9 protein-coding genes are annotated in these 11,516 nt (G+C 63.3%); 5 read left to right on the top strand and 4 right to left on the bottom strand.

Annotation, left to right across the window (positions count from 1 at the left end; all coding sequences use genetic code 11):
- Window position 1 precedes the first annotated feature (1 nt).
- Window positions 2-1,000 (bottom strand): dTDP-glucose 4,6-dehydratase, encoded by a 999-nt coding sequence (gene rfbB, locus M1D40_RS04900; RefSeq protein WP_461170402.1) that lies wholly within the window; start codon window positions 998-1,000, stop codon window positions 2-4.
- A 51-nt stretch (window positions 1,001-1,051) separates the two neighbouring features.
- On the opposite strand from rfbB, the gene rfbA reads away from it, so the two are divergent.
- The 3 genes from rfbA to M1D40_RS04885 all read left to right on the top strand — a co-directional run bounded on the left by rfbA (window position 1,052) and on the right by M1D40_RS04885 (window position 4,328).
- On the top strand, window positions 1,052-1,918 hold the full coding sequence (rfbA, locus tag M1D40_RS04895) for a glucose-1-phosphate thymidylyltransferase RfbA (protein WP_461170401.1): 867 nt from the start codon (window positions 1,052-1,054) through the stop codon (window positions 1,916-1,918).
- A gap of 182 nt (window positions 1,919-2,100) precedes the next feature.
- Window positions 2,101-2,502, top strand: a complete 402-nt coding sequence (locus M1D40_RS04890; RefSeq protein WP_461170400.1) for a hypothetical protein — start codon at window positions 2,101-2,103, stop codon at window positions 2,500-2,502.
- 80 nt (window positions 2,503-2,582) lie between these two features.
- Complete coding sequence (locus tag M1D40_RS04885) at window positions 2,583-4,328, top strand: sensor histidine kinase (protein WP_461170399.1); 1,746 nt, start codon at window positions 2,583-2,585, stop codon at window positions 4,326-4,328.
- Window positions 4,329-4,627: 299 nt separating this feature from the next.
- Here the strand turns inward: M1D40_RS04885 and M1D40_RS04880 are convergent, their stop codons facing one another.
- Entirely contained in the window at window positions 4,628-5,449 is an 822-nt protein-coding gene (locus M1D40_RS04880) for a response regulator transcription factor (protein WP_461170398.1), read from the bottom strand.
- Between the two features lie 117 nt (window positions 5,450-5,566).
- On the opposite strand from M1D40_RS04880, the gene M1D40_RS04875 reads away from it, so the two are divergent.
- Complete coding sequence (locus M1D40_RS04875) at window positions 5,567-7,225, top strand: sensor histidine kinase (RefSeq protein WP_461170397.1); 1,659 nt, start codon at window positions 5,567-5,569, stop codon at window positions 7,223-7,225.
- A 1,112-nt stretch (window positions 7,226-8,337) separates the two neighbouring features.
- On the opposite strand, the gene sufU is transcribed toward M1D40_RS04875, so the two are convergent.
- Together sufU and M1D40_RS04865 are read right to left on the bottom strand one after the other, a co-directional pair.
- Window positions 8,338-8,820: a Fe-S cluster assembly sulfur transfer protein SufU gene (sufU, locus tag M1D40_RS04870; protein ID WP_461170396.1), complete on the bottom strand. Its 483-nt coding sequence runs from the start codon at window positions 8,818-8,820 to the stop codon at window positions 8,338-8,340.
- Window positions 8,821-10,137 carry a cysteine desulfurase gene (locus M1D40_RS04865; protein ID WP_461170395.1) on the bottom strand — a complete coding sequence of 439 codons (1,317 nt, stop codon included), beginning with the start codon at window positions 10,135-10,137 and terminating at the stop codon, window positions 8,821-8,823.
- Between the two features lie 222 nt (window positions 10,138-10,359).
- On the opposite strand from M1D40_RS04865, the gene M1D40_RS04860 reads away from it, so the two are divergent.
- Complete coding sequence (locus tag M1D40_RS04860; RefSeq protein ID WP_461170394.1) at window positions 10,360-11,493, top strand: acyltransferase family protein; 1,134 nt, start codon at window positions 10,360-10,362, stop codon at window positions 11,491-11,493.
- Window positions 11,494-11,516 lie beyond the last annotated feature (23 nt).

The raw sequence follows: 11,516 nt of genomic DNA, 5'->3' as shown, positions 1-11,516 counted from the left end.
TTTACTGTCCCTGGACCTTGTACTTGGCTTCGGTGACGTCCTTCTGCGGCCGCCACCAGGCCTCGTTGTCCCGGTACCAGGCGATGGTGTCTTCCAGGCCCTGCTCGAAATTCGAGAACTCCGGAGTCCAGCCCAGTTCGCTGCGCAGCTTCGAGGAGTCGATGGCGTAGCGCAGGTCGTGGCCGGGCCGGTCGATGACCTGGTCGTAGCCATCGACGGGCCGGCCCATATGCTTCAGGATCAGCTCGACCACGTCCTTGTTGTTCTTTTCGCCGTCGGCGCCGATCAGGTACGTCTGCCCGATCTCGCCCTTCTCGATGATGCGCAGCACCGCCGAGGAATGGTCGTTGGCGTGGATCCAGTCGCGGACATTTTCGCCTGCCCCGTAGAGCTTGGGCCGGATCCCGTCGATCACGTTGGTGATCTGGCGGGGAATGAACTTTTCCACGTGCTGATACGGACCGTAGTTGTTGGAGCAGTTGCTGATCGTGGCCTGCAGCCCGAAGGACCGCACCCAGGCCCTCACCAAAAGGTCCGACCCGGCCTTCGTGGAAGAATACGGGCTGGAGGGATTGTAGGGAGTGGCTTCGGTGAAGCGCTCCGGGTCATCCAGCTCCAGGTCGCCGTAGACCTCGTCCGTGGAGATGTGGTGGAACCGGGTGCCGTGTTTGCGGGCCGCCTCAATCAGCGTGTACGTGCCAATGATGTTCGTGTCGAGGAAGGGACGCGGATCATGCAGGGAATTGTCGTTGTGGGACTCCGCGGCGTAATGCACCACAACGTCTGCGTCACGGACCAGGGAATCCACCAGCGGCTCGTCGCAAATGTCCCCTTCGACAAACGTGAACCGGGCCGGGTCCAGGCCCTGCAGCGACGCCCGGTTTCCGGCGTAGGTGAGCTTGTCCAGCACCGTGACCCGGGCATCTGCGCGCTCCAGAACGTAGTGGACAAAGTTTGACCCTATAAAACCGGCCCCGCCGGTCACCAATATTTTCTGCATGCCATAAAGATACGTGTTGTCCTCCGATATTTTACCGGTAAAGATACGCACATGCGCGGAATTATTTTAGCCGGTGGAACCGGCTCCAGACTTCATCCCATCACTCTGGGAGTCAGTAAGCAGCTTGTGCCCGTCTATGACAAACCGATGATTTACTACCCTCTTTCCACTTTGATCCTTGCGGGCATCAAGGACATTTTGATCATCACGACGCCCCACGACGCAGACCAGTTCGTGCGCCTGCTCGGGGACGGCAGCCAGTTCGGCGTCAGCATCACCTACAAGCAGCAGCCTTCACCGGACGGCTTGGCACAGGCGTTCCTTCTCGGGCAAAACCACATCGGCAACGGCCCTGCCGCACTGGTTCTCGGTGACAACATATTTTACGGAACGGGTATGGGAACCCAGCTTCGCCGCTTTTCCGGAATCGATGGCGCCGCGGTCTTTGGCTATTGGGTAGCCGATCCGACAGCATATGGCGTTGTGGAATTTGATGCGTCAGGCACTGCCGTCTCCTTGGAGGAAAAACCAGCGCAGCCGAAGAGCAACTACGCGGTTCCCGGCCTGTATTTCTACGACAACGACGTTGTTGAAATAGCACGCAATCTTGAACCCTCGCCCCGCGGTGAACTTGAAATCACCGATCTGAACCGCGTCTACATGGACAAGGGAAAGCTGCAGGTTGAGATCCTGCCCCGCGGAACAGCATGGCTGGATACGGGAACCTTTGATTCACTGAACGATGCTTCCGAGTTCATCCGCACCATTCAGAAGCGCCAGGGTCTCTCGGTGGGCTGCCCGGAGGAGATCTCGTGGCGTATGGGCAACATCAGCGATGAAGAACTCCACGCGCGGGCGCTTCCGTTGGCCAAGAGCGGATACGGGGAGTACCTGCTGAACCTGCTGGCACAGAAGTAGCCAATCGGGGTCACCTCAGGAGCTGCCCGAAATCTTGCCCCGATCTTGCGTTTTCCCCGGGGCAGTTCCTGAGCTAGCGCTGGCATTGTTTGAGACATCAAGCAGCCTCATGAAACACCCAGCCCCGCCGCGCACTGCGGCCACCCGAGCGGAGGACCCCCCATGGCTCCGATAGCATCCGCTTGTTTCCGCCCTTCTCCCTGGGCAGCCGGGGTTTGTCGATGATGGCCACGGCCGAGCACAGCCCGGACCTGATTGCCCGCGAACAGCTCCTGGACCTGACCGACCAGCTCGGCCCGGCGTCCTGCCGCGAGTTCATCGGCAACTACATCGCACTGTGGGAGTCCCGCTATGACCGTCTGCACCGGGCGGTAACGGGCGCGGACGATGCCGCCGCCATGGACGTGGTGCTCAGCATCAAGATCTCCAGCGAAATGGCCGGGGCCAAACGCCTCGCCGAGCTGGCCCGCAACGCCCAGCAGCATCTGGCGCACTCCAACGCCGCAGAGCTGGCGTCCATGCTCGCCGTGTTCGCGGCCTGCGGCAGGGAAACCATGGCCTGCCTGCTGGCGTCCCTGGATTAGCCGCACCGCCAAAGCCGCCCCGCACCGGCGGGTACCCTGAGATGCAGGCAGTTCGCTAATCAGGGGGAGTTTCACCAACCATGTCACGGCTCGGCACGCGCACCCGCACCTTCCTGGGCATGGACAAGGATTTCCACGACCTGACCCTGGCGCAGCGGGTCCGGATCAGCCAGGGACCGCTGGTCATCACCGTCAGCCTGCTCTGCATCATTTACGCCACCCTGCTGCCGGAAATCCTGGCCCGGCCGCAGTTCCAGGCCGGACTGGTGCTGCTGGTGCTGATCACCGTCACCGCCGCCGCCGTTCCCTGGGACCGGCTCTGGTATCCCTCCTACTGGATCCTGCCGATACTGGATTTCGCCGCCATCGGCCTGCTCTACCACGGCGGATTTGGCCTGGCGATGGGCATCTACCTGCTCTGCGTTTTTCCGGTCTTCTGGCTGGCCTGGTCCCGCGTATCGGCCGCGGGCGCCCAGCTGCTGAGCTTCTTCTGCCCGCTGATCATCGTCTGGCTTCCGGTGTTCGCCTCCGCCGAGCCCGTCACCGGACAGCGTCTGGCCGCACCCATCCTGGGACCGCTCGTGACCCTGGCGGTTGCCATCACCGTGACCGTGATCCGGCAGGACATGGATTCCCGGCAGGCTGCCCTGGCCTGTAAGGACCAGCTGCTGGAAGACGCCCTGGCCCAGAGCACCGAACGGTCCCAACTGCTCGACGGCGTCCTGAACGCGATCGACGTCGGCGTGCTGGTGGTGGGCCCCAACGGTTCCGCGGTCCACAAGAACGAGCGGATGCGGATCCTTGACGAGCGGATCCGCCCTGCCGGCATGAAACACACCCAGGAACAGGACCTGCTCTTTTTCGGCGCGGACCGCACCACCGCCCTGACCGCGGAGGAGCGGCCCATCGGCCGGGCGATGAGGGGCGAGGCGTTCCAGGACGTGCTGATCTGGGCCGGTCGGCCCGGTGACCTGATGGCGCTGTCCTGCTCAGCGCGCATCCTGCGCAACGAAGACCGGTTCAACGGCGCCGTTATCGCCTTCAATGACGTCACCGCCCTGATCGATGCGCTGCGGGCCCGGGACGACTTTGTTTCCAACGTCTCCCACGAGCTGCGCACTCCCCTGACTTCGATCATCGGCTACCTCGACCTGGCGCAGGAGGAAGTGGAGGACACCGGCCTGACCGGCACCATTCCGCACGCCGTGGAGGTGGCCCAGCGCAACAGCGAACGCCTGCTGAGCCTGGTCTCGGACCTGCTGGCGGCGGCTTCGGGCAGCGTAGCCCTGGATCCCCGCCCGGTCTCCGGGCAGGAGCTGATCGGCGCCTGCCTCCGCTCAGCCTCGCCCCGGGCAGCCGCCGGCGGCGTGCTGCTCACCGCCGAGTACGCGCCGGACCTGACCGTCCACGGCGATCCCGGAAGGCTGGCGCAGGTGCTGGACAACCTGCTGTCCAACGCCATCAAATACTCGCCCGACGGCGGCACCGTCACCGTGCGCGCCTGGGCCGAGCCCGGCCTGGCCTTCCTGGAGGTGCAGGACTGCGGCATGGGCATGAGCGAGGAGGACCAGCGGGAGCTGTTCACCAAGTTCTTCCGCACCGGTGCCGTGCGCCGGGCCGGCATCCCCGGCGCGGGACTGGGCCTGGCCATCACCAAGAACATCATCGAGGCCCACGGCGGAACCATCTCCCTGGTCAGCGCCCCCGGTGAAGGCTCCACCTTTACCGTGTGCCTTCCGCAGCCGCCACAGACGCCGTCGGCCGACGGCACGGAAGCTGCCCCCGCGGATGTCGAAATTTCCGGAACTGCTTCGTCCCTGGGGTGAAACAATGGCTGTGCTGCAGGAATCGAAGGAGAAGGATCATGGCCAAGTACCTCTTCCGGGTCCGGTCACAAGCCGGTCCACGAGGGGCTCGAGGTCCGGCCCTCCCTCACCCCGCCGCAGACCGTCACCGAGTGAGGCGCTCATGGCTGGCGCCGGCGGTGCTCCCGCCGCGGACGAGGCTCTGTTGCGCGCGCTGACCCCGCAGGTGATCATCACCGTCGTCCGCGCGGAGCAGAGCTACGGGTGGAGCGGGTAACCGCGTGCATTGACACCGGCCCGCTGGCGGGACAGAAGCGCCTTTAGCGCGGCGGAGCCAGCCGGTAGCCAACGCCGCGGACCGTTTCCAGCCAGCGCGGGGAACGGGAGTCATCGCCGAGTTTGCGGCGGACGTTGCCCACATGGACCTCTACGGTGCGTTCGTCGGCTTCGCTGATGAATCCGCCGGCGTCGTACTCGTCGCCGCGCAGCCGGCGCACCAGGTCGGTTTTGGTGCGGACGCGGCGTCCGCTTTCCAGCACGGCGTGCAGCAGTTCAAATTCGGTGCGGGTCAGTTCCACCGGTGCGCCGTCCACCTCGGTGGTCCGGCTGCCGAAGTCCAGAGCCAGACCGTTGTGCAGGAAATGGCCGGCCTCTTTGGCAGTGGCTTCAGCGGGAGCGGCAGCTACAGGGGCCGACGTCGTGGGCTGGGCGGCGGCAACGGCCGCATCGGGCACGGCGGGCTGGGGAGCCGTTGTTGCGGTTTCCTCGCTGGCGCGGGGGCGGCGCAGCATCGCGGAGATGCGGGCGCGCAGTTCACGCGGGCGGAACGGCTTGGTGATGTAGTCGTCGGCACCGGCTTCCAGGCCCATGAGGGTGTCGAGTTCCTCGGCGCGGGCGGTCAGCATGACAATGTAGGCGTCGGAGAACAGGCGCAGCTGGCGGATCACTTCAAAGCCGTCAATGTCCGGCAGGCCGAGGTCCAGGGTAACCACGGTGGGATTGTGGGTGCGGACCGCTTCCACGCCTTCTGCCCCGTTGGGACTGGTGAAAACCTTAAAGCCGGACTGCTGCAATACCGCATTCAATAGATCGCGGATATCCTTGTCGTCCTCGATGATGACTGCAACGCGCTGTGTTTCCATACGGCTGTGATTTTTCCATCCTGCGAGACCTTCTGATAACCCGCTCCCCTAAGCAGTGATACTACAGCCTCCCCCTATAATCGCTGCTATAGCCATGAGGATTCCGGGGGTCCGTTTTTGTCCAATTTTGAGCGCAGAGCTCTGGCGCTGCTGGGTATTCAGCACGAATTCCATGAATTATCGCTCCGCCTCCGGGTGGCTGCCAGCCAGCTGCCGCTGGTGCTGTCCGTACTGGTTACCCTGCCCATTGTGGCCGTGGTCGGTCCGGAAACTTTCTCCGAAAGCACCTTTCTGCTGGGAATTATGCTGCTCGCCGTCGCCACCTTGGCATCCGTCGTCGTGCCCTGGGACCGACTGTTCGTCCCGGCCTATTGGGTGATTCCGCTGGTGGACTTCTCCGTCATCGGCTTCCTCTACACCGGCGGCCGGAGCTCCGTGACCGGCCTCAGTCTCCTGTGCGTGTTTCCCGTCTTCTGGCTGGCCTGGTCCGGTGCGGCCACCCGCCTGGCTGCCTTGCTCAGTTTCGCCGGCACACTCCTGGTTGTGTGGGCGCCGGCCATCAGCGACGGGGCGGGTTCCGCGAAGGATCTGGCCAGCCCACTGCTGATTCCGTTCATCATGCTGGCAATCTTTACCACGGTGGCGATCGTGGAAAAGGACACCGTGGCCCAGCACAAGCGCCTCCTGGAAGCAGAAAACAACCTTCAGGGCAGCCTGCAGGAAAGCCGCCTACGCTCCCAGCTGCTCAACGGAGTGCTGGAGACTGTCGACGTCGGGGTGACTGCGCTGGACGCCGGAGGTAAGACCATTTTGATGAACAGCCGGCAGCGGGCCAACCATGCTCTGGCCGGCCTGGCCGGGAGGACGGATCCCGGTGATGACGCGCTGATTTTCGGGCTCGACCAGGTAACGCCGCTGACACTGGCGCAGCGTCCCACGCAGCGGGCGATGCGCGAGGAATCCTTCTCGGACATGATCGTCTGGGCCGGAACAGGAAAATGCCAGCGAGCACTGGCCGTCTGCGCCCGCGCACTGCGGGACAACGGCAAATTCTCCGGCGCGGTCTTGGCCTACAGCGACGTCACCGACGTGGTCAACGCACTCAATGCTAAGGAAGACTTTGTCTCCAGCGTCTCGCATGAGCTGCGCACTCCCCTGACCTCGATCATCGGCTACCTTGACCTGGCGCTCGATGACGCCGAGGAACAGAACTTGGAAGGCCCGGTCCGCACCGGGCTGCTCGTGGCCCAGCGCAATGCCGAGCGGCTGCTCACCCTAGTCTCGGACCTGCTGACCACTGCGTCCGGGGTGATGTCCCTCAGTATGTCCAATGAAGATTTGGCCGAACTCGTGCGGACAGCCCTGGCTTCCGCCGGCCCGCGGGCTGAAGCCGCCGGGGTGCAGCTCAGCAGCGAGGTTCCCGCCACACTGCCGGCGCGGGTGGATCCCGGGCGAATCCTGCAGGTGTTGGACAATCTGCTCTCCAACGCCATCAAGTACTCCCCCGACGGCGGGGCCGTCACCGTGCGTGCTTGGGCTGAGCCAGGCTCGGTGATCCTGGAAGTCATTGATAACGGCATGGGCATGAGCGCCGAGGACCAGCAGGAGGTCTTCACCAAGTTCTTCCGAACCGGCCAGGTGAAGAAGGCCGCCATTCCCGGGGTCGGGTTAGGACTGGTGATCACCAGGTCCATTGTGGAAGCCCACGGAGGGAATATTGGCTTCGAATCAGGGCTCGGGGTCGGGACAGTTTTCAGTCTGACGTTGCCCCATTAGCCAATTACCCCTCATAGGGCATGACGCACGAACACGCCAACGCGATCTTCTCGAACACTTATGGTCTCAAAAGCACCAGTGTCCTTCACCAATGAAAACTACCTAACAGGTAATTCGTTCTGGCATTAAGGAAAACTCTAGGTAATATTGCCCAGCAAGCGACATTGCTTGATCGACTCGAACTCGGCAGCATCCTATTTCCACCAATGACAGGGACATGGTGTACGAGGTCTCGTTCGAAATGACGCAAGCTAGTGACGGCGAGTCCCATGCTCCTGTTCGAGAGAAATAATGCCAGTTGATGTGAATTCTGACGCCACCTCATAGCTCTTCTGCCTAGCCGAAACAGCGATACCGTCTGCCGCGGACTGGACCGTTGTAAATATTGACAACATATTTCTCAGGCATGGGCCTGACCTTCCAGTCGACGAAGTTGACTTTACTGGAGATAAAGGCTATCTACTTGTACGGTCGATCATTCCCACGACAAGCGGCTATTACAACCTCGAATCCATCGGTAAAGTTGACGACCGATGGGTACTGGTATCAGATAATTACGTTTTACCCGATCCCCTGGCACGTACTCGTTGTCTACTCTACGGAAAACAGGAGGATTGTTGCTGCCTCTCCCACAGTCATTCCTGACGGCTTTCCTAATCCTAAGCTGGATGCCGACCTTAATACCGCGCTCAAACTCCTAGACGGTAGGCGCAACCCGGCCTTCGGTTGACCTCGGTGCAGGTTTTGCTCCGCTTTCCCGCGGCACTGCCGATCATCCGGAGCCCGCCGCCGTGTGGATCCGTCCGAAGCCGGGACGGGAAGTCTTTCATGCCTCCCCGACCGCGGGTCCGGTGTCTGTCGGCCCATTGCTTCGCTGTTGCCGGTGAGCAGTTGAACCGTTCGGCGGCTCGTTGCAGGGCCCATCCGGACTCGACAACAACTTTTGCCAAGTGCAGTCGTCCGGTTTCCTCAAGGGTGCGTTGGCGTGGATCACGAGGGTCTGCGTTGGTCGGATGAGTGTGGAAACCCATATCGCACCGGAGACCCTCGCCTATCTAACTTTTGCCACCCGCTCACAACCACCGTAGAAGTTACATCTAGTCTGGCTGCGCCTAGTTCGCCGCGAGCAGCGCTTCCTCGAGCGCAACCCACGCGAGCATGGCGCACTTGACCCGCGCCGGATAGCGGGAAACACCGGAGAACGCTGCGGCGTCGCCGAGCACCTCTTCGTCCGCCTCCACGGTGCCGCGGGAGCGCATCACCTCGCGGAAGTTATCCACCAGCTCCATAATCTCGTCCCGGGGCAGGCCGGCGGCCAGATCGGTCAGGACCGAGGCTGACGCCATCGAAATGGAACAGCCCTGCCCCTCCCAGCTGATGCCCTCCACGGAGGCACCGCCGTCGGGCCCTCCGGCAGAATTCCCGGCGGGGGCCAGCACGGCACGCAGCGTAATCTCGTCCCCGCAGGTGGGGTTCAGCTGGTGGCTCTCCCCCGACTTCGCCCCGGCCGGCACCTCCGCCAGCCCGGCTCCATGCCGGGCCTTGGCGTGGTCCAGGATGATCTGCTGGTACAGCTGCTGCAGCTCGGCGCTCATTTACTTCACTCCAAAAAACGGACGCACGCCGGCCACTGCGTTCAGGAACGCGTCGACGTCGTCGGTGGTGTTGTACAGGTAGGTGCTGGCGCGGGTGGTGGACACCAGGCCCAGCCGGCGGTGCAGCGGCTGCGCGCAGTGGTGGCCCACGCGCACCGCGATGCCCTGGTCATCCAGGAACTGCCCGACGTCGTGCGAGTGGACGCCGTCGACGTCGAACGCCGCCAGCCCGATCCGCTCCACGCCCGCGCGGGGCCCGAGCACGCGGATGCCCTCGATCGCTTCCAGGCCCGAGACCAGCCGCTGGCCCAGCGTGGCTTCCCACGCGTGGATGCGGTCCATGCCGGTTTCCTGCAGGTAATCCGCCGCGGTGCCCAGCGCCATGGCCTGCGAGATGCGCTGGGTTCCGGCCTCGAAACGCTGCGGCGCGGGCAGGTACTCGGCCTTTTCCATGGTCACCGTGGTGATCATGGAGCCGCCGGTCAGGAACGGCGGCATCGCATTGAGCAGTTCCGCCTTGCCGTACAGCACGCCAATGCCCGTGGGGCCGAGCATCTTGTGCCCGGAGAACGCGGCGAAATCCACGTCCAGCGCCTTGAAGTCCACCGGCAGGTGCGGCACCGACTGGCAGGCATCAAGCACGACGAGCGCCCCCGCGTTGTGCGCGAGGCGCACCAGGGTTTCCACCGGGTTGATGGTGCCGAGCACGTTGGAGGCGTGCGTGAACGCCACAATCTTGGTGCGCCCGGTGATCAGCCGCTCGGCCTCCTCCAGCCGCAGCGCGCCGTCGTCGTCCACCGGAATGAACCGCAGCGTGGCTCCGGTGCGCGCGGCCAGTTCCTGCCAGGGAATCAGGTTGGCGTGGTGCTCCATTTCGGTGACCACAATGTCGTCGCCCTCGCCCAGCGCGAAGCGGCGGGCCGCCTCTCCCCCGCGGCCGGCGGCGGCGTTGGAGAAGGAGTAGGCAATCAGGTTGATGGCCTCGGTGGCGTTGGAGGTCCAGACAATCTCATCGGGCCGGGCGTTCACGAAGCGGGCGATCTTGGCCCGGGCCTCCTCGTACACGTCGGTGGCGGCCACCGCGAGGGTGTGCGCGCCGCGGTGCACGGCGGAGTTGCGCTGTTCGTAGAACTCCTGTTCGGCTTCGATCACGCTGAGCGGGTTCTGCGAGGTGGCGCCGGAGTCCAGATAGACCAGCGGGTGGCCGTTGACCTGCTGGTTCAGGATCGGGAAGTCGTTGCGGATGCGCAGGACCTCGGCGTTGTCCATCAGCTCCACTGCGGGCTTGAGGGTATCGGGGGTGGAAACCACAGGCACGGGAAAACTCCTTGGCTGGCCGTCGGTGTGCGCGGGTAATCTGCATTACGCCACATAAGTCTGTGCTAATCATCCCACTGCACGGCCGCGAGCGCACCTGAGCAGTGCCTTAGTTTGTAGGGCCCGCGTACCGGGGGCATTGCCGGGCGGTGAGCGGTTCGGGAACTTCGGTTACGTAATCCCCACGGATATGCCACGATTACGGCGATTAGAGGAGGAAGTGTGTCAACTGGGGACAATTCCGGCAGCGCGGGAAAACAGCGGTTAGCCTGGATCGATTTTTCAAAAGGTCTTTGCATGGTCTTGGTGGTTCTGTATCACCTGTCCCTGTGGATGGAGACGGAGGTCCACAGCGGCCCAGGCTTCTGGTGGGTTATCAGCGATGCGCTCAATCCCCTCAGGATGCCGTTGTTCTTTTTTATCTCAGGCTATTTGAGCATCTCAGCGCTGCGCCGTCCGTTGGGCAGTTCCCGGCCCCGCACGCTCGGCTTGTACTACGTCTATGTCCTGTGGACCGGGCTGTTCCTGCTGCGCCGGTGGCTGCCTTTCCTCTCCACCGACACCGAGCCGGAAGTCGGGCAACTGCTCCTAAGCTTGGTGCTCCCCACATCATTCTGGTATTTGTACGCCCTGCCCGTGTTCTTCCTGTCGACGAAATTCCTCCTGCGGGTACTGGGGAGCCGCAGCGCCTATGCCCTCCTCCCGCTGGCAGTGATGAGTGCGTTGTCTCCGCTGGTGCAGCCCTATACCCAAGGGCTGCTGACCGAACCGTTCGATGCCGCCAAAATCCCCTCAGTCATGGCCAACCTCCTTTGGTTCTATCTGGGCGTGCACGGCACTGCACTGTGGGCGAGGTTCAGCCGCCGTCGGAGTTATACCCTCCTCGGACTGTCAGCGGCCCTTTACATTGCTGTTTATGCGGTGATGACGGTGTTCCGTTTGGAGCTGCTGCTGGAGACTCTGCTCTCCTGCTTGGCCTTGTTCGTCACGGCGCAGCTTGTATCCGGGATCAACATGGATTCACGGGCGGGCCGCGGCCTGCGCCGGGTTGGTTCCCAGACGCTGCCCGTCTATATCTTCCACATTGTCCTGATTTCCGCGCTGAGCGCGGTGGTCAAATTGACCGGCCTCATGCCTCTGCTGCAGAGCGCACCGCAAGTGGCAGCCGCCGTCGTGCCGCCCCTGCTGGTGCTGCCGACCATACTCCTTTGCCTGAGCACCGGATCGCTGATCAAGCGCTCGCCCTTTCCCTGGCTCCTCGATGCCCCGTCCTTACTCATAGGGACACGGAAGCCTAAACAGGACATGGGCCGCGATCCGGCCGCCGACACCCCGAATGCAGGACTGAATCGGTAGATCTGCCGGGCAGTTCCACTGAT

Source organism: Arthrobacter sp. Z1-15, from assembly GCF_054792395.1.
The sequence above is the reverse complement of the archived record's forward strand: the minus strand, read 5'-3'. Positions and strand labels throughout refer to the sequence as shown.

Excerpts from the sequence above, each read along its gene's own strand:
- rfbB (WP_461170402.1), bottom strand. The coding sequence starts at position 1,000 with ATGCAGAAAATATTGGTGACCGGCGGGGCCGGTTTTATAGGGTCAAAC.
- rfbA (WP_461170401.1), top strand. The coding sequence starts at position 1,052 with ATGCGCGGAATTATTTTAGCCGGTGGAACCGGCTCCAGACTTCATCCC.
- M1D40_RS04885 (WP_461170399.1), top strand. The coding sequence starts at position 2,583 with ATGTCACGGCTCGGCACGCGCACCCGCACCTTCCTGGGCATGGACAAG.
- M1D40_RS04880 (WP_461170398.1), bottom strand. The coding sequence starts at position 5,449 with ATGGAAACACAGCGCGTTGCAGTCATCATCGAGGACGACAAGGATATC.
- sufU (WP_461170396.1), bottom strand. The coding sequence starts at position 8,820 with ATGAGCGCCGAGCTGCAGCAGCTGTACCAGCAGATCATCCTGGACCAC.